This window comes from Ureibacillus xyleni (genome assembly GCF_900217795.1).
Lineage (GTDB): Bacteria > Bacillota > Bacilli > Bacillales_A > Planococcaceae > Ureibacillus > Ureibacillus xyleni.
The window spans coordinates 88,563-107,142 of sequence record NZ_OBMQ01000005.1; the positions used below are offsets into that span (position 1 = coordinate 88,563).

An 18,580-nucleotide genomic window follows, 5' to 3' on the forward strand; every position below is an offset into this window, starting at 1 on the left:
CATCCTAAAAAACATATTAACTTTATGATATCAAAAAAAATGATAGTAAACATCCTTTTTATTCATTTTACGTGATATAGAAATGAAGATAATATGTTGAATATGACAAATTGGTGAAAGGGGTAGAAGAGCATTGAAAAATAGTGTCTTATTAGGGGCTGTTTTATGTTTTATTGCTGCAGTTTCATGGGGGGCAATGTTTCCTGTAGCACACGCGGCTTTTGAATATATGGATCCTTTCTATTTTACAATCATACGATATGGATCGGTTTCTATAATTCTAGTTGCAATTTTATTATGGAAAGAGGGCAAGAGTGCTTTTCGTTTTGAAGGAAAAGGTCTACAATTATGGTTTTTTGGCACAATGGCCTTTACAATCTATAATTTATTTATTTTCTGGGGGGAAGATTTATTAGGTCACTCAGGAGTAATGGTAGCATCGATTATGGAATCGCTCATGCCGATGATATCTATTGTGATTGTTTGGATGATTTTTAAAAACCGCCCACACTCTTTTACATTAGGATGTGTTTTAGTTTCATTTGTCGGTGCGGTATTAGTTATTACAAAAGGCGATATTCAAGGATTTCTTGGGGCAACAGAACACTTTATTCCTTCTATGCTTATCTTCATTGCAGTGATTGGATGGGTAATTTATACAATGGGGGGAAGTGAATTTAATGATTGGTCAGCTTTACGTTATTCCACGTTAAGTTGTTTGCTAGGAACGATTACAGCAATTGTAATAACAGTAGGAACAACGCTATTTGGTTTTACAGATGTTCCCACAGTAGATGACATACTAGTAGTAAGCCCGCATTTATTGTTTATGATAATTTTCCCTGGGGTTATTGCACTACTTGGATGGAATATTGGAGTAAGCATCTTAACACCATTAAATGGCTTATTGTTTATTAACTTTGTTCCTGTTACGACTTTACTAATTTCTATTTTCCAAGGTAATTCTGTAACAGTATTCGATCTTATTGGTACAATCTTAATTATTATTTCGCTTCTATCAAATAATATCTTTGTACGAATGTTACAAAAGAAAGACTCAAAACAGAGTGTCCAAACGATTTTACATGAGCGGATATCTTAATAGCTATTCTAGAGGGGGAATATGGTGAGTATTCGCCCCTTATTTAATTAAATTGTTGATACCCATTTCATAGAAGGGATACATATCATCCAGTTCCATAATATGAGTTTGAACTGGCACACCATACATTAAAGCTAATAGTTGACATACTAATTCGTGATATTGGGAAGCATCAATTGATTTTATACCGGAAAGATAGTAAATAAAAACTTCCTGTAAGTTAAGAGGCTTTACCTTTTGTTCAAATGCTTCTTGGTTAAACAGATAATATTCATAGGGTGAAACTTCAATAATAGCGGGTTTTTCCGTAAGTTTACTATAGTAGTTGACGAGTGACACCATAATTTTCTTTCCAGGTGTAGCATCGTCACAAATGGATTTAAATAAATGCAATAATCCATCTTCACCATAAAATTGTTTGCAATGAATTTCAAAACTTCTATCATAAAGCCACTTCATCACAAAGTAATCTAAAACTTGCTCTTTGTAATGAAAGTATTTAAAGAAAGTCACTTTAGTCGTATTAATGTTCGTACACAATTCTTCTATCACAATATCATTGAGATTTTTGCTTTTCAGTTGATTGAGCATCTCTTCCAATATCGATACTTTCAAAAGCGCTGTCTTCTTCTCTCTTACTCCGAATGTTTCCATTAGTTTGTTGCTCCTTATTTCTATTTTTAATCCAAGTAATACCATATATTATACAAAGAAAGATAATAATCATATAAAAAATAGTAGTAGATATGCTTTTACAAATTGTAAAAATATCTGAAATATATACAATGTGTATGGGTACTGCAGATTTATAGGAAAGCATTATAAAAATCATTATATTTTCGAGGTAATCAGCTACCATAGCGATAAATGGTAAGGACAAAACAATCATTGAGTATTTTGATTTACTATTTTGAGAAAGGCGGGTTAATAAAATAAAGGTACATAACCCAGTTAAGCAATTAAGAAGAGGAAATAACAAATCTAATGGCAACTGGACATAGGTATACAATTCATAGCCTTTTTCTGTTAGGTGTGAAAGAAATGTTGTTGCATATTCATGAGTATAACCTAGAGGCTTCATATCAAAGATGAAAAGACCTGCAGCTTCATGACGTATACGTGGAATCGTATAGATTTGCATAAACAAATAAATAGCCTGAGACAGGATTAAAAATAACAGCCACATCTTAATTGTTACTTTGTTAATCAACCGATTTAACATTCAAATAACCCTCCATAAAATTTACTTAGGTAAATAAATTAACCCGAGTTAACAAAATGGTAAGGTAATTATCCACTGTAGTCAATACATTTTTAATTAAAAAAACCAATTCCAGATCCAAATGTTTAGGCTATAATTTAAGCCTTCCCCAAACTATATTAGAAAGCCGCTTTTCTATACGAAGAAAAACGGCTTTTAATATTGTATAAAAATTCATAGCTCTCTATTTAGGTATTATGCTATATTTTACTTAAATTGGATATTAACAAAGGGGATGAATTTTTGAAAAAAGTCTATTTATTTTCTGTCAGTTTATTTTTCTTACTGATATTTGCTATACAAGTATCAGCAGAAGGAAACTTAGTTGCAGATAAAACACACGTTTATTATGTCAACCATTGGGATAGTAAAACGGGGATATATAAAGAAAAATCAGATGGGTCTGGTAAGGAACTTATCCTTCCAATCGCAGTTGATGTTGATGATCAGCAGCTTGAGATAATTGGTGTGAAGAATGATTGGATTTATTATAGTTACAAAAATTACTATATTAAAGAGCACGGGATATATAAGGTACAAACGAATGGACAAAATAACGAATTAATCTCAAATTTAAATTATGAAAGTTATGATATGAAGCTATCAGGCAGTTGGATTTTTTATGTCGAGAGATTTTATTCCAACAATATTGAATGTGACTATATACTGTATCGAGTAAACATTGTGAATGGGAAGCAAGAACAGCTTGATAGTTGCATGAAATATCCAAACTTTGAAGTAATAAACGGCTATATATACTTTGTAAATATGGTTAAAAACAAGGATGTTGTATTAACAAGAGTAAATTTGGATGGCAGTAAAAAGCACCTTTATTCGAACATAGACATGGAGGGAATTTATTTCGATATCGTTGGTGATTGGATTTATTATCGAGATGATAACACTCCAAGTAATGTTTATCGTGTGAATTCGAAGACAGGTAAAAAACAAGCTTTAACTTCTCATAAAGAACGTTCATTTTACAGTGCAGATGCGATTGAAATTTCTGGGGGCTATATATATTACAATATTTGGAGCGATAAACAAGAGGTTTTTGAATTATATCGTACAAAACTAGATGGAACTGGTGACCAAAAGATTGGACCTATTTACAACTCCTTTTATATTGCAAATAATCGAATTTATTCATTTTCCCTCTTAAAAGAACAAATGAAGATTTATACAATTAACGGTTCAAAGGTTACAAACGTTAAAGCCAATGGAAATTCTACTGCAAATCAAAAGATTGAAAAGATAAGTATTCAACCAAAATACGGAAATCAATTGTATCCAGGCTTTGGTAAGGGAATTAATTCTACAGCTCGATTTGTGCTTGGAAAAAATAAGCGAATCTATTTATTAGAAAATGGTACTTTAAAGAAACTAGATGGAAATTTAACAAATGTTCATCAGTTTGCGGAAACAACAGGATATAATCTAGTTGTTTTAAGAAGTGACGGTACTGTTTGGCAATGGGATGGGAATACAGATAATAAGAAGGAAAAATTCTTGCCTGCAATTGGGATAAAGAAAAAAGTGAAAGATATAACGGGCAATTCATTATTTGATTCATTTGCATTATTAGAAAACGGTAATGTTGTAAGATTAGTTTTTAATCCTGTGCAACGTGGAACTACTGAAAAAGAAATACTCATTCCTGGTCTTAAGGATATCGTCCAAATTAGCGCTTCAGATAGTTATGCTTTAGCGTTGAAAAAAGACGGAACAGTTTGGGCTTGGGGAGAAAACGAGTATGGTCAGCTTGGTAATGGAAAGAAGAGCTACCAATATCAAAACCCAGCAAAAATTGCAGGCTTAAAAGATGTTGTACAAATTTATACGGACGATACTTTTGCGTTAGCCTTAAAAAAGGACGGAACGGTTTGGGCATGGGGAGAAAATGAAGTTGGACAACTTGGAAAAGCTGGTTCAACAAAACCAATTATGCTAAAAGGGCTTTCAAAAATTGTGAAGCTTTCTCCGGGCGATACTAATTTCGCAATTGATATAAACGGCGATGTTTGGGCTTGGGGTGCGAATCATTATGGTCAAATGGCTAACAATAATATTAAGTATAAATGGAGTAGTGATGACGACCCAGCATTTTTAACAATCGACACATACTATATTCCACTTCCAAATCCAACACCAGTGAAGATAAAAGGAATTTCCAACGTTGAGGATATTGCAATTGAATTCCCTGGCCAAGTAACAGCTTTAACGAAAAACGGGGAAATTTATAAATGGGGAAATCTATCTGACGACTATCTTACTTATGATGGATACTATGACGAATCGATGAATGAGGAAATGATAAATCAACGGAAGCTCCAATTAACTCCAAAACTTATTACAACAATGCCGAAATAACAATCTATTGAAAAAGGGCAACTTTTAATTTCAACTAAATCAAAAGTTGCCTTTTCTTTATGAAAAATTCCTAGGAAATTTTATTTCAGCACATATGTTTGTTCTAATTTAATATCAGTGCCATCTTTTAATTTATAGTCAAAAAACTGTAGTATCAGTTGATTCTCTTTTTCAAGACATTTAATTGGATTAATGTCTGCTTTTCCACCTTGCAGAAGATTGGAAAGTAACGGAGAAATCATTGATAAATCGGTTAAGCTTAAGTGTTTTGCCCCTTGGAAATAAGTTGTATAGGATTCTACAAAATTACGATTCTCAGCTTTGTTTGCAGCATAAGTCGGATTACTGTCAAGTTGATTCCAAACATCGTCAGTGTAGATATTTAGCACAGGGGTTGTATACGTTTGGTTGCTTGCCTCTAAATTATTTTGTTGGTAATTAAAGATAAGCTCACTGAAAAATGGAGCATCTAAATTTACAACAGCATCTACGTCTTCTCGTTCTCCTCCAACCCAAACACTTGCTGAGCCGCCCATAGAGTGCCCAAATATCCCGATTTTTTCTGGATTGATAAGTTGATAAACAAGGTTATTGTCAGTTTTAGACTTTTGAAGAATAGTATCAATAACAAAATTCATATCGTCTGTTCGCAGTTTCATCCATTTTTGGATCAGCCCAAAGACCTCTTCATTTGTATAAATACCCTCTTTGTTCGCATCAACAACTTCCTTCATATATTCAGTGTTAATGGTCGTAACTTCTCCTTTATCTGAAACAGTGAATAAAGAATGATAAGGGTGGTCGATGGAACAAACAACATAGCCATGACTTGCTAGTTCTTTAAATGTAGATGCATTACTTGCTTTAACACCATTAGCTCCGTGGGAAAAGACTAAAAGTGGATAAGTGTCATCAGCTTTTTGAGGATACCAAAACTCAACATTAACACTTCGATTATTGTTAGGATTTCCAAACTCATCTTTACGACTTTCATCAACATATGTGACCGTCTTTGTCGCTACTTTATATTCACCTGTTATTTCTGGCATTTGATATTGCGGAAAAATGATTGCAGGTACAAGCGCCAAAAAGAAGATACATATCATAAAAATTGCATTTAATATAATTCGAAAGTTTTTAATTTCTTTTGTATATGCTTTATTACGAACTAGCGAAATTGCTGCCAACCCTGCTAATAGTACAAGTACAATCGTAATCATTACCCAACGAAAACTCCAAGTGATTACTGGTGAAAGTACAAGGATTAAAAATAAGATTAATACGGCAATTCTAGACCAATTTTTACCTCTTTTATGGTGTTGCCTAGTTACGATACAGTAAATAGCAAAACCTACTTCTAAAATTAAAGCAATACAAAACAGTACGATACCCATAGTTTTATTTTCCCCTTCATCTCAACTTATAATTTGAGAATAAGAAATTGCGGAAAGAAAATCTATAAAAAATCAATAAGATGCATTTTCAGCTATGTAAGATGCAAAAGAGGTGTCTCAAAAGCAATAAGACACCCCTAAATTTATGGCTATTCCTCTAAGCCTTTTTTTAATAAGTTAAGTTTTTCATTTATTTCATCTGACACTTTTTTATCCTGATGCCAGGAAAGTAGACGAACAAGGCCATAAATTACAGCAATTTGTATCGCAAGGGTTAGTCTGCTTGATGCACTATCTACAATACCTGTCACCGAACCAAGAATTATTAATAATGCTTCTAACGCTAAGAAGTGGATGGCCATTCTAATTTGGGTATTTTTTGCACTTAAATTATGCGGTGAATACAGTATAAAGCCTAACAAAGAAGCAATGAATGAAAAGGTCATAATGATATAAATGGACTTCAAATCAAAAGTTGACTCTGGATAATATAGTTGCCTTAAAAATGTAAGGATGATAATTATAAGTGTAAAGATAATAAAGAATTGCTGAATTACTTTTTTTATGAATTCGGATAATTGCATTGTGCCCCTCCTCTTATAAACCAAGTATCTTTTTAAGATCTGGTACATACTTCCGAGATATCATAAGACGTTCCCCGTTATCTAGCACTGCTTCAAACCTACCGCTAAAGGATGGTGAAATATGTGAGATTTTTGTGATGTTAATAATAGTTGATTTTGATGCCCGAAAGAACTTTTCTCCTCTGTGCATTTCTTCAATCTCATAAAGTTTGTGTTTCACTTCATATACTTTATCTTTGCAATAAATAAAAACTTTCCCTTCTACTGCCTCAAAATAGTAAATATCGCGAAGTTTAATTTGGTGAATTTTATCATCCTCATGACCGACAAGAATAGAGTGATTCATTTTCAGTTGGTTTGCAATTTGATGGATTTCCTTATTTACTTCATGACACCGAATACAAATTTCCTCTTCTTGATCTTTATTAATTACTTCAATTGAAACTTTCATAAGCTGCCTCACTTTTTAATGGCTTTAATAGTATTTTAATTCATAGAGAAGCAATGGAAAATCCTAATTCATGCCAAATTATCATTAAAACTGTATAATGGGAGCGAAAATAAAGACTTTTAGAAGGGAGATATGAACATGGCACAATCATTAGCAGGAAAAGTGGCATTTATCACAGGTGCAGCAAGAGGAATTGGTAAGGTAACAGCACTCTACTTAGCAAAAGAAGGTGTGAATATTGGACTGGTTGCAAGAACAGAATCGTCTTTAAAAGATGTGGCTGCAGAGATTGAAGGTTTAGGTGTCAAAGTTGCCTATGCAACAGCGGATGTATCCTCGAAGGAGCAAGTTGATACTGCAATCGCCTCATTAACAGACAGTTTAGGAACTGCGGATATTTTAATTAACAATGCGGGAATTGCCTCATTTGCTTCTGTTTTAGATATGGACCCTGAGGAATGGAAAAAGATCATTGATGTAAACTTAATGGGTACTTATTATGTAACTCATGCCGTATTACCACAATTAATTGAGAAAAATGGTGGGGATATCATTAATATCTCATCAACAAGTGGGTTAAGTGGAGCTGCTACTTCAAGTGCTTATAGTGCTTCAAAATTCGGGGTTATTGGGTTCACAGAATCATTAGCACAAGAAGTTCGTCGAAATAATATTCGAGTTTCTGCTTTAACTCCAAGTACTGTAGCAACGGATTTAGCTCTTGACTTAAATTTAATTAAAGAGAATGATGAATCTAAACTAATGCAACCTGAAGATATTGCAGAATTTATTGTAAACCAATTAAAATTAAACCCACGTATTTATGTGAAAACAGCTAGCTTTGTGGCAACAAATCCGTTTTAAAAAGATATTCACTAGTTAGCCTAAATAAGGAAAGTCATATAAACTATAAATTATATTAATTTTTCTTGGAGGATTACCTAGTGAATTTAAAAAAGAAGTGGATTTTATTATCCATAGTGATCATCATTCTTATTGCCGGATTTTTAGATATTAAATATCAAGGATTATTCTATCAAATACTACCGGATTCTTTACAATCTTATTTAATGGACTTATTCTAGTCTCAAAATCAAAGCCAGAGAAAATTTACGCTAAGTAAACTTCTCCGGCTTTTTTATATCTATTTACTGTCTTATGGATATATGCGCTTATTTATGACAATTATTTACTTCGATTGTTGGATTCGTTTGTAAAAAAGTAGATTTATATTAAAATAACTCTATTAATTAGAGAGAAGGATTGTTCATGTGGATTGTAGCAGCAATGTTAACAATGTTTTGTTTTGGAGTAGTGAATATGGTTTTCAAAGTTACCTCAGGGAGAGGGTTATCAAAAGTACATATGCAATTCTTCTTTTACCTTATTGCCTTTTTAATCGTGCTCTTTTATGGGATTATTGTAGAGTTTTCACCGTTTAATGGATTAACAATTATTCTTGGTGCGACCATCGGAATTTTAAATGCAAACGGGAATATTCAAATGTCTAAGGCTTTTGAAAAAGGACCAGCAAGCATTACTTCTCCTCTAATAAGTACAAATACAATTATTCCATTATTAAGCGCGGCACTTATTTTTCATGAACATATCACACTATTGCAATGGGTGGGTATTATTGTAATGCTCGGTTCTGCAGCAATCATTCAATATGTACCTAGTCACAATATGCAAATTGATTATAAACCATGGCTATACCGTATTTTATTGTCGATTGCTTCTTTTGGGATACTTGGGGTGCTGATGAAAACTTCTTCTAACTTACATATTGATTCGGTTAATACACTTGTTTGTATGTATGGTGGTGGAGCTATCTATTTATTTTTAAATAGCTTCATCATAAGGGAAAAATGGCGTCGCAGTGAATTAACATTAGGCACTGTTATTGGCTGTATCAGTGTTGTTGGTTATAGTAGCTATTTTTTCGCCCTAAAGACAGGGATTGCTAGCATCGTCTTTCCAATTGTAAGTTTAAGTTGTTTAGTTGTCGTCCTAGGTAGTTGTTTACTATTTAAAGAAACACTTAAAGGGTATCAAATCGTAGGGATTGTTACCGCACTAGTTGGGATTGTATTAACTAAAATTTAGCAAAAAGCCACCCTTCGCATATGAAAGGTGGCTTTCTATTTTATAACTCTATTTTTCTAGAGCGAATAATGAAAGATTTATTTTCAGAACTTTCTAGTGAAAATGTATTGCCTAGTCCATCAACCACATCAATTACAATTTGCATATGCTCCCAATATGGAAGGTTTGAACGATGCATATAATATGGAACGTCTAAAACCATCCCAATTTGTTCATCTTGACTACCAAGATAAAAATCACTCTCGGTCATACATACAGGTGAAGTACCGTCACAGCAACCTTCTGAATGAACAAAGATTAGTTTTCCAAAACGTTCTTGCAATTGTTTGATTAAGCTTAGAGCATTTTCTGTCGCAATGACTTTTTCCATATTAGAAGAAGCCCATTGATCCTTTATTGTAGCCTACTAAAATACATTTTGTTTGTTGATAGTGGCTAAGCATCATTAAGTGGTTTTCGCGACCGATACCAGATTGTTTGTAACCACCGAATGCAGCATGTGCTGGGTATTGGTGATATGTGTTTGTCCAAACACGGCCAGCTTGGATAGCGCGGCCTGCACGGTATGCAATTTCGCCATTACGAGACCATACACCTGCACCTAAGCCGTATAATGTATCGTTAGCGATGGCAATTGCTTCATCAAAATCTTTGAATGTTGTAACAGATAGTACTGGACCAAAGATTTCTTCTTGGAAGATACGCATGTTGTTTGTACCTTTGAATACAGTTGGTGCTACATAGTAACCTTCAGCTTGGTCACCTTCTAATTTGTTTTGGTAACCACCGATTAGAAGTTCAGCACCTTCTTCTTTACCGATTTCGATATAAGAAAGAATTTTATCTAATTGTTGTTTAGAAGCTTGTGCACCCATCATTGTTTCTGTGTCTAATGGGTTACCAATTTTAATTGCTTTTACGCGTTCTAATACTTTTTCCATGAATTTATCATAAATAGATTCATGTACTAATGCACGTGAAGGACAAGTACAAATTTCGCCTGAGTTTAGAGCGAATAATACGAAACCTTCAATTGCTTTATCTAAATATTCATCATCTGCATCCATTACATCTGGGAAGAAGATGTTTGGTGATTTACCACCAAGTTCTAATGTTACAGGAATAATGTTTTCAGTTGCATATTGCATAATTGAACGACCTACAGCTGTTGAACCAGTGAAGGCGATTTTTGCGATACGTGGGTTTGTTGCAAGTGGTTTCCCAACTTCTAAACCAGTACCTTGAACGATGTTAAATACACCTTTTGGTAAAATATCTTGGATTAGCTCGATTAATACACACATAGAAGCTGGCGTTTGCTCTGCTGGTTTCATCACGATACAGTTACCTGCAGCTAATGCTGGAGCAATTTTCCAGGCTGCCATTAGTAATGGGAAGTTCCAAGGAATAATTTGTCCAACAACACCCAGTGGTTCGTTGAAGTGATATGCTACTGTATCACCGTCGATTTCACTAATACCGCCTTCTTGGGCACGAATAGCACCTGCAAAGTAACGGAAGTGATCTACTACTAATGGAATGTCAGCATTTAATGTTTCACGTACAGCTTTACCATTGTCCCAAGTTTCAGCAACAGCAATTGTTTCTAAGTTTGCTTCAATACGATCTGCAATTTTATTTAAAATTTGTGCACGGTAAGCAACAGTTGTTTTACCCCAAGCATCTTTTGCAGCATGTGCAGCATCAAGTGCTAATTCAACGTCTTCTGCTGAAGAACGAGGAACTGTAGTAAATACTTTCCCTGTTACTGGAGAAATTACATCAAGGTATTGACCTTTAACTGGTGCAACCCATTCTCCACCGATGAAATTTTGATATTGTTCTTTAAAATTAACTAAAGCACCTTCTGTATTAGGATTTGCATAAATCATGTGTTTAGTGCCTCCAATGTTGTTAGTATTTTAATATATTAGTTAGTTGTCATATTTTCGACATAAATAACTATGAATCTATAATGCTCTTTTAATTTAAAAAGTGCAAGCGTTTACACTTGGTAAAAATATTTAGTATTTTTTATAAATTATCAAAAAAGTATCATCGTTTATTTTTAAGTTGGAGTGAAAGTTTTCTAAGGTATTATATTAATAGAATTTTAATCACATAAAAAACGTTATTCTACAAAAGTGAATAACGTTTTAGAAGGTGCTATTAATTAGTTAATGTATCTACTTCTAATGTAAACTCCATGTTTCTTCTTTTTTCTTCGGCATAAGGCCAGATTTGGTTTGCCTTATTGACTAATTCCTCTAATTTACTTTTATCAATATTACTTCCCTTTACTTGTAACTCAATTGCCAATCGATACCCTTGATCTGGTTCGTCTTCTAGCAATGTTACATTTGCTGTAACTTGGGATTCAAAATCAATCCCTTCTTTATTCGCAACGATTTGTAAAGCACTATCGAAGCAAGTCGCATATGCAGCTGCAAATAACTGTTCAGGGTTTGTCACTTGATCTAATTCCTCGTCTCGGTTGCTTCCTGGTATTGCAGTTGCCATATTAATAACACCATCAGATGATTGAACTTTCCCTTCGAGACCACCGTAAGTCGTTGCAGTTGTAGAATATAGTATTTCAGACATAAGCTATCACTCCTTAAATTAATGGTATATAACCATCATTACTTTTCCCAATAGATGTATCTTTTATGTAGTAAAGTCACAAGAATGGATTTCAATATATATGGCACAATAGTCTAAAAATAAATATTGATAAGTAGGTAAAAATGGTACTTCCTACTAATGTAATATTTTGGTATTATTTTTATATTAAATACTATATTTATAATAATATTTACAGTTGAAAATAACTAAAGTAGGTGAAAAACAATGTCAATGTCGTTGAAGAAAAAATTGGTTATCCTATTAATGTTATTAATGACAGCTATTATTGCATGTACGATTCTTTTTTCATTCATTGAGAGTTCAAAAATGAAAGATAGTTCTCAAAAATTGACCAATGAAATTGATCAACAATCGAAAGAATTAGTTAGCCAACAATTAGAACAGCTCACAGGCTCGATATCGAATCATATCGTAACAGTAGAGAAAGAAATTGATAAGAATATGCTAAATTCAGCTTATCTTATTCAGCATATGGACTCTACGAACGACCTTTCTACAGATGACTTGGAAAAGTTAAAACAACAAACAGGTATGACAGATATCTATTTGACTGATGAAAACGGTATATTTACAACGAGTACAGAAGAAGCATCAATTGGTCTAAACCTATTTGATATATGGGATGGATATAAAATGCTTCTTACAGGGGAATCTACTTATTTACCATCATTTTTAAAAATTAAAGAAGAAACAGGAGAAATTTTCAAATTTACTGCTATTCCTAGAGCAGACGGAAAAGGTATCATTGAAACAGCTCTAAATGCTGAGGCAATTGAACAATCCATTGCAACGTTTATTCAACAAGATAGTGCGATTCAAAGTATTAATTTAGTTGATGAATTTGGACTAGTATTAACTGAAAATATAAATGGTGATTATGAAAGTAAGTGGAAAAAAGGCAGCAAAATAGAAGATAAAAACGTTCAAGCGGTCATCGAAAATGGCAAACCAATTATAAATGTACATAAAGATCAAGTTTCAGAAATTTATTATCCAATAAAAGTTGATGGGAAAACGATTTATGTTATTAATTCTCAAATCGACGCAAACCCATATTTCCTTGCTTCTGTTTCCGCAAATGATGCATTAATAGAGGCACAAGGAGCGTTTTCAAAATCTAGTACAAATATTGCCATTGCAGTAATTGTAGTGACAGTGTTGTTCATTAGTCTTTTAATTTTCATCATTACGAAATTCTCTAACAAATTACAAAGATTCTCTGGGGTTTTAAGAAATATGAGAACTGAAGCAGATTCCATTTCTGTAGGTACAAGAGATGAAACAGAACTGAAAAAAATTCAAGAATCGATACAATACGTAATTGATGAAAGCAAAAATGTGTTTAAAACAATTGAGAAAAGCACGGAAAATTTAACATATATACAAAGTGATTTTAAAGACAAAATGATCCATATGTTAGAAAATATCGGCCAACTTTCCCAAGCAGTTCACGATTCGGCTGTGATTAATCAAAAGCAATTGGAAAATGTAGAATTAGGGAATGACATCGTTTTAAAGATGAGTAAAGGCGTAAATCAGGCTAGTATTATTAATAGTAAGTTAATGGACGCTTCAATTAAGACAACAAACAATGCCAATAGTAGTATTGAAGGTCTTAAAAAAATGTCGGACTTTATTCGAAAGATAGACTTTGAAACGAACACCAACCAGCAAAGGCTCGAAAAACTACAAAATAACTCAACTGAAATTAGTGGTATTATTTCGGTTATTCAAGGGATATCTGAACAAACGAACCTTTTAGCTTTGAATGCATCAATCGAAGCCGCAAGAGCAGGAGAGGCTGGTAAAGGTTTTGCTGTTGTAGCAGGGGAAGTTAAAAAGCTTGCCGAAGATAGTAAGGCTGCAACAGAAAAGATTGGGGAAATCCTTTATGAAATTCAAGTAGATGTTCGTGCTACAAATGAAGCCAACTTTGAACTGACAGATTTTATTAAAGATAGTCATCAAGATGTGGAGTCTGCTGTAGTTCAAATTGAAAACTTAATTGATGAATCGAAAAACACAGCACAAGAAATTAATAATTTAAACAAACAATTTGCTAGTTTATCAACGAATGAGAAAGACGTGCAACAAGTCTTCGCGCATTTAAATGAAAGTATCGAACGAAATGCAGCTAATAGTGAAGAGCTACTTTCGATGATTATTGAAGTTGAGGAAACGTTAGAAAAATTAAGACAACTATTTGAAAAGGTAAATAATAGTACAATAGAGTTAGAGCAAGTAATAGCATATTAACTATCGACCCACTCGATTTTTTTCGGGTGGGTATGTTTTTTCTTCTAGTTGTTAGCCCTAGCTTGAAATTATTAATTCGTTTAAAATTAATAATTATATTAAACGAATCGACTAAGCATGAAATAAGCGTTTTTCGTACAATAGAAATAGGGGGGGAGAATATGTTCCTAGATCAACTGAAAAACCAAATTCATCAAAGTAAATCCCAATTTATCGGTGAAGAAACCGCTTTTAAATCAGCAGTTTTAATTCCGCTAGTAGAAATAGATGGGGAATGGCATATTCTTTTTGAGGTCCGTGCATTTACTTTGAGAAAACAACCAGGGGATATTAGTTTTCCAGGTGGTAAAATAGATGCTACAGACCCTACTCCATTGGATGCAGCTTTACGAGAAACCCACGAGGAGCTAGGCGTAGACCTGAACACAATAAATGTTATTGGAGACTTAAGCCCCTATATTGCTTCCCCTTCATTTATCGTCTATCCGTTTGTAGCAACACTCGATTATACTCAGATTTCTTACAATAAAGCAGAGGTTGAAGAGGTATTCACGGTCCCTGTTAAATGGCTCTTAAATTATAAACCTTATATGCATCTAGTGTCTGTTGAAATTGTTCCTGAAGCGGATTTTCCCTTTAATAAGATCATGAATGGACAAAACTATCAGTGGAGAGGTCGTTCAGTAGAAGAATGGTTTTATGATTATGGGAAGTATACCATTTGGGGATTAACTGCAAGGATATTAAAACATTTCATTGGGCAAATAGAAAATTGTGACATCTAGCCTAAGAGTGACAAGATAATTATGAAGTTAACATGGACTTATTGACGAAAAATCAATTTCACTGTTTATGTATTGCCAAGTTTTTTGTCATTATAGTTTTCCACTATTTCGAAATCCTATGTATACATACTTTGTGTGCCTCTTTACAATACTATGTTTTAGATATGCATTATCTAATTTAGTAAAGGAGGAAGGGATTTTTATGGCGAAACATACGGATCAAAGTTGGAAACAAGACCACCCAAGTACTTTGTTTAGTAACTCAGTTCAAAAGGCAGACCGCGCAGTAAAGCAAGCAATGTCACATCCAGAAGAAATCGCGGTAGAGCATGCATTTAATTCAATCTCACACGCAGAAAATGCACAAATGAATGCAGTACAACATAATGAGCATATGGACATCGTTGAACAAAATATAGAACATTTGGATCAATTAAGACAGCAAATTGAGGGAGTACAGGATATAGTGGAAGATAAATAATAAAAATGAAACGTTATTCTAATCAAACAGAATAACGTTTCATCCTTTCATTATTTAACTTTGTTCACCACATCTACTATTACATCCACCACGAGTTCTGGCTCATCATGCATAATTGCATGGCCGCTATTTTTTGCAATAATAAGTTCGCTGTCTTCTGAAAGCTCGAGGGTTTGTTTTTGTTGCTGTTGCCAGGTTTCCTCCATTTTATTACTATCCTTTTCAGAGAGCCCAATTGCTGTTCCATCAATCGCAATCCCATGTGTCACAATAACTAATGGAATATCTCCAAGGGATTGATTACGAATAAGATCTTCTACCATTCCCATATTCCTAAGTTCATCTTCTTGTGCATGGAAGAATTTTGGACGAAACTCAATATTAAGAAATAAATCACGGTGTTCCTCAGGTATATCTTTCAAAAGGGAGTCTTTCATAAGTCTAATTACACCACTTTGCTTCATTAAACTTAGCGTATTTTTTGAAGGGTTCCCCATTGTCATAGGGTCAATTCCAGCATCGATTAATAATTGATTTGTTTCATTTGAATAATCCTCATGTCGCGAATCTAACAATACAATCCCAGCCACCTCATCTTTATAGGTTTGGGCAAATAATCTCATGTACATACCACCAAGAGAGTGACCCACTAAAATGTAAGGACCTTCAATGTTTTCCTTTTTTAAAGCTGTGTATAATTCGTTCACAATATTTTCGCCTGTTCTTTCAGTATCAGCCTTATCACTCCAGCCGTAGCCTGCACGGTCATAGGTAACAACTGTTCCATATTGTGAAAGTTCCTCAGGTATGTCTAACCAAATGTTGCTTGACTCTCCGCTACCTGCTTCGAACAGTATTGTCGGGCCACCTTCACCATAGCGTTGAAGGTGAAGATTAAAACCGCCGACATCAACAAGTTTCCCTTCTGGAGGATATTTTTTTGCTCCGTAATAACCGGCAATTGCCTCAAAGGAAAAGCCAACAACTGATAAAAGAACTAGCAAACCAACAACACTGATAAATATTTTTTTAAATAACCCTTTCTTCTTTTTTTGCATCATTATAAACCTCTACTTTCTATTGGATTAGATAAAGGTGAAACAGTTTTATTCGGATTTTTTGAGAGTGCTTTTTTTACTAAAATCATCGAAATAATTAAGATGGGAGTAAGCATCAAACTAGACTCAACGCCAAATCCTGCACCATTCCAAATGGATTCTTTAATAAATGTTATTTCCATAAGCGATTCTACTTGTTTGCCCCCATTTAAAAAGCCAAAAACAGAAGATTGAATGAAGTTGATCATAAAGTGAAGGCTAATTGGCATCCACAAACTTCCCGTCATAAAACGTACTTGTGCAAACAATACACCTAATAAGAAAATATTAAGTAGTTCAATTACGATGAATTCGAGAGGTTTTGCAAATGCATCTGGATTCATGAGATGAACAGTTGTAAATAACAATGCGCTAGTGATAATTGCTACCGTATTATTAAATGATTGATTAAGCATTCCATATAAATAGCCCCTGAAAAATGTTTCCTCACCGAAAGCGATAACAAGGAAAAGAAAACATTGAAAGGTTAATGCTGATAAACTCCAACTTTGTAACTCAAGTGAAATGCTATTGTTTAATAGCATACTTATTACACTAAATGTTGGGATGATTGCAGCGACTAATCCTCCAAAAAGTAAAAATCTTAATATTTTGTTCATCTCAAACCCAAGAGACCATTCGTTATTCTTTTCAAACCATACAAACATCGTGATCGAAGCAATGATTAAACCAAATTGTGATGTAAAATAACTGCTTTCTTTGTAGAAAGGGTTAAAAACAATCGTAAGGATGATTGCAGTTGCAAACATAATGCCAAATCCAAGAAGTATCTTCCCTATAACTTTGGAAATGTTCATTTGTAAAACCTCCGTTAATTAATTTCTACACTCATATTATTTATTTTTAGTCACAGCAAGTTAGTGAGGGGAGTCATCAATAAGGTCATTAAAAACTACAACTGCTTATTACTTTCTAATGATTGTTATCCGTTCATCGAGGAAAGTTTCTGAAATATCGTTCGTGAGTGTTGATTTAAAATATTGAAGTAGTAACTTCGACGTTAATTTCAATTCCTTTTTCGGATTAACTTTATCTCTTATAGATAGATAAGGACTATAAAAATAAACATCGGTAAAATTCATGTGGGTAGCTCCGTCAATCGTTGCGAAATATTCTTCATGATTTCCCATGTGAAATGTAAGAAGAGGTTTCCCGCTCTTGTCGGAATTTATTGAAACTCCTGATTTAATATTGGCTCTATGGAACAGAGTCGGATAGTTGGCAATAGAATGAGCAATCACCCCGATATTTTGTAAATCTAAATGAAATGGAGATTTTCCATTCAATGAGGATAGGTATTCAACAATTTGTTTTGTATCTTGATTTTCGGTTACGACAACAATAAATCCATGGCTTGCTAGCTCTTCTCCAATGCCAGTGAAATAAGAATCACTTAAATCGTGGGAAAGAATAATAACTGGGAAGCCATCATTATTACTTGCTACGGGGGTACCAAATACCGAATTTGCTTTCACCTTTTCCAGATGGGATTGAAAAAAAGGGGAAAGATCCTTTATCTCTTTAAAAGACAAATACGATGCTTTTTCTTCTCCAGATGCTAATGTGGGGTACCAAATTTTCATTGTTTCACCACTTAAACTCTCATGAACAACTCCTGTTTCAAAATTTCCTGTTGGTTTTGGTAGTTGGAAAATTGGCAAAAGAATTGGGAGAAGAATGGACAATGGTATCCAACAAACTAAAAATGATACGTAGAAATGACTCGAACGTTTTCTGATAAGTAGGTTCCTTTTAGAAATAAGGAAAATGATGAATACACCTAAAAGATAGGAAGGAACCATTTGCCACCGAAAGCCTTCAAAGAAAATTTGAATGAAAGCTAAAGCGACGATAAAAACAAATATCTTGTAAATCACCTTCTTATTCTCTTTAGGAATTATAAATAATGAAATTGCAATTAATGTGATTGCAGATATATAAGATAATTCCAATATCCTCATTCGTATCCCTCTTTCTCATCCTTTCAAAATTAGTGTAATCTTTGAAGGTCATATACATGGAGTGA

Annotated in this window: 18 protein-coding genes; 7 read left to right on the plus strand and 11 right to left on the minus strand. The window is 33.7% G+C overall.

Features of this window, described 5'->3' with window-relative positions; genetic code table 11:
• Nucleotides 1–133: 133 nt before the first annotated feature.
• Nucleotides 134–1,102, plus strand: a complete 969-nt coding sequence (locus CRO00_RS08955) for a DMT family transporter (RefSeq protein ID WP_097073352.1) — start codon at nt 134–136, stop codon at nt 1,100–1,102.
• Nucleotides 1,103–1,141: 39 nt separating this feature from the next.
• Here CRO00_RS08955 and CRO00_RS08960 read toward each other — a convergent pair whose 3' ends face one another.
• Nucleotides 1,142–1,693, minus strand: a complete 552-nt coding sequence (locus CRO00_RS08960; RefSeq protein WP_097073353.1) for a hypothetical protein — start codon at nt 1,691–1,693, stop codon at nt 1,142–1,144.
• On the minus strand, nt 1,659–2,324 hold the full coding sequence (locus CRO00_RS08965) for a hypothetical protein (RefSeq protein WP_097073354.1): 666 nt from the start codon (nt 2,322–2,324) through the stop codon (nt 1,659–1,661). The genes CRO00_RS08960 and CRO00_RS08965 overlap by 35 nt, the downstream gene beginning before the upstream one ends.
• A gap of 282 nt (nt 2,325–2,606) precedes the next feature.
• Between CRO00_RS08965 and CRO00_RS08970 the strand changes: the two genes are divergently transcribed.
• Entirely contained in the window at nt 2,607–4,733 is a 2,127-nt protein-coding gene (locus tag CRO00_RS08970; RefSeq protein WP_141396953.1) for a DUF5050 domain-containing protein, read from the plus strand.
• Nucleotides 4,734–4,813: 80 nt separating this feature from the next.
• On the opposite strand, the gene CRO00_RS08975 is transcribed toward CRO00_RS08970, so the two are convergent.
• The 3 genes from CRO00_RS08975 to CRO00_RS08985 all read right to left on the minus strand — a co-directional run bounded on the left by CRO00_RS08975 (nt 4,814) and on the right by CRO00_RS08985 (nt 7,162).
• Nucleotides 4,814–6,127, minus strand: a complete 1,314-nt coding sequence (locus CRO00_RS08975) for an alpha/beta hydrolase family protein (RefSeq protein ID WP_097073356.1) — start codon at nt 6,125–6,127, stop codon at nt 4,814–4,816.
• 149 nt (nt 6,128–6,276) lie between these two features.
• Nucleotides 6,277–6,711 (minus strand): DUF3021 family protein, encoded by a 435-nt coding sequence (locus CRO00_RS08980; RefSeq protein WP_161946650.1) that lies wholly within the window; start codon nt 6,709–6,711, stop codon nt 6,277–6,279.
• A gap of 13 nt (nt 6,712–6,724) precedes the next feature.
• Entirely contained in the window at nt 6,725–7,162 is a 438-nt protein-coding gene (locus tag CRO00_RS08985) for a LytTR family DNA-binding domain-containing protein (RefSeq protein ID WP_097073358.1), read from the minus strand.
• A gap of 138 nt (nt 7,163–7,300) precedes the next feature.
• Between CRO00_RS08985 and CRO00_RS08990 the strand changes: the two genes are divergently transcribed.
• Complete coding sequence (locus tag CRO00_RS08990; RefSeq protein WP_097073359.1) at nt 7,301–8,026, plus strand: 3-ketoacyl-ACP reductase; 726 nt, start codon at nt 7,301–7,303, stop codon at nt 8,024–8,026.
• Between the two features lie 405 nt (nt 8,027–8,431).
• Complete coding sequence (locus CRO00_RS08995) at nt 8,432–9,268, plus strand: DMT family transporter (protein ID WP_097073360.1); 837 nt, start codon at nt 8,432–8,434, stop codon at nt 9,266–9,268.
• Nucleotides 9,269–9,308: 40 nt separating this feature from the next.
• Here CRO00_RS08995 and CRO00_RS09000 read toward each other — a convergent pair whose 3' ends face one another.
• The 3 genes from CRO00_RS09000 to CRO00_RS09010 all read right to left on the minus strand — a co-directional run bounded on the left by CRO00_RS09000 (nt 9,309) and on the right by CRO00_RS09010 (nt 11,872).
• On the minus strand, nt 9,309–9,638 hold the full coding sequence (locus CRO00_RS09000; protein WP_097073361.1) for a DUF779 domain-containing protein: 330 nt from the start codon (nt 9,636–9,638) through the stop codon (nt 9,309–9,311).
• 1 nt (nt 9,639) lies between these two features.
• Complete coding sequence (gene exaC, locus CRO00_RS09005) at nt 9,640–11,160, minus strand: acetaldehyde dehydrogenase ExaC (RefSeq protein WP_097073362.1); 1,521 nt, start codon at nt 11,158–11,160, stop codon at nt 9,640–9,642.
• A gap of 277 nt (nt 11,161–11,437) precedes the next feature.
• Complete coding sequence (locus CRO00_RS09010; protein ID WP_097073363.1) at nt 11,438–11,872, minus strand: Ohr family peroxiredoxin; 435 nt, start codon at nt 11,870–11,872, stop codon at nt 11,438–11,440.
• 246 nt (nt 11,873–12,118) lie between these two features.
• On the opposite strand from CRO00_RS09010, the gene CRO00_RS09015 reads away from it, so the two are divergent.
• From CRO00_RS09015 to CRO00_RS09025, 3 genes are all read left to right on the plus strand, one after another.
• Nucleotides 12,119–14,170 (plus strand): methyl-accepting chemotaxis protein, encoded by a 2,052-nt coding sequence (locus CRO00_RS09015; RefSeq protein ID WP_097073364.1) that lies wholly within the window; start codon nt 12,119–12,121, stop codon nt 14,168–14,170.
• A gap of 161 nt (nt 14,171–14,331) precedes the next feature.
• Nucleotides 14,332–14,955 (plus strand): NUDIX hydrolase, encoded by a 624-nt coding sequence (locus CRO00_RS09020; protein WP_097073365.1) that lies wholly within the window; start codon nt 14,332–14,334, stop codon nt 14,953–14,955.
• 202 nt (nt 14,956–15,157) lie between these two features.
• On the plus strand, nt 15,158–15,436 hold the full coding sequence (locus CRO00_RS09025) for a hypothetical protein (protein WP_097073366.1): 279 nt from the start codon (nt 15,158–15,160) through the stop codon (nt 15,434–15,436).
• A 50-nt stretch (nt 15,437–15,486) separates the two neighbouring features.
• Here CRO00_RS09025 and CRO00_RS09030 read toward each other — a convergent pair whose 3' ends face one another.
• The 3 genes from CRO00_RS09030 to CRO00_RS09040 all read right to left on the minus strand — a co-directional run bounded on the left by CRO00_RS09030 (nt 15,487) and on the right by CRO00_RS09040 (nt 18,515).
• Nucleotides 15,487–16,494, minus strand: a complete 1,008-nt coding sequence (locus CRO00_RS09030; RefSeq protein ID WP_237658367.1) for an alpha/beta hydrolase — start codon at nt 16,492–16,494, stop codon at nt 15,487–15,489.
• Nucleotides 16,495–16,496: 2 nt separating this feature from the next.
• Nucleotides 16,497–17,351 (minus strand): CPBP family intramembrane glutamic endopeptidase, encoded by an 855-nt coding sequence (locus CRO00_RS09035; protein WP_097073368.1) that lies wholly within the window; start codon nt 17,349–17,351, stop codon nt 16,497–16,499.
• Between the two features lie 108 nt (nt 17,352–17,459).
• Entirely contained in the window at nt 17,460–18,515 is a 1,056-nt protein-coding gene (locus CRO00_RS09040) for an alpha/beta hydrolase (RefSeq protein WP_097073369.1), read from the minus strand.
• Between the last annotated feature and the right edge of the window lie 65 nt (nt 18,516–18,580).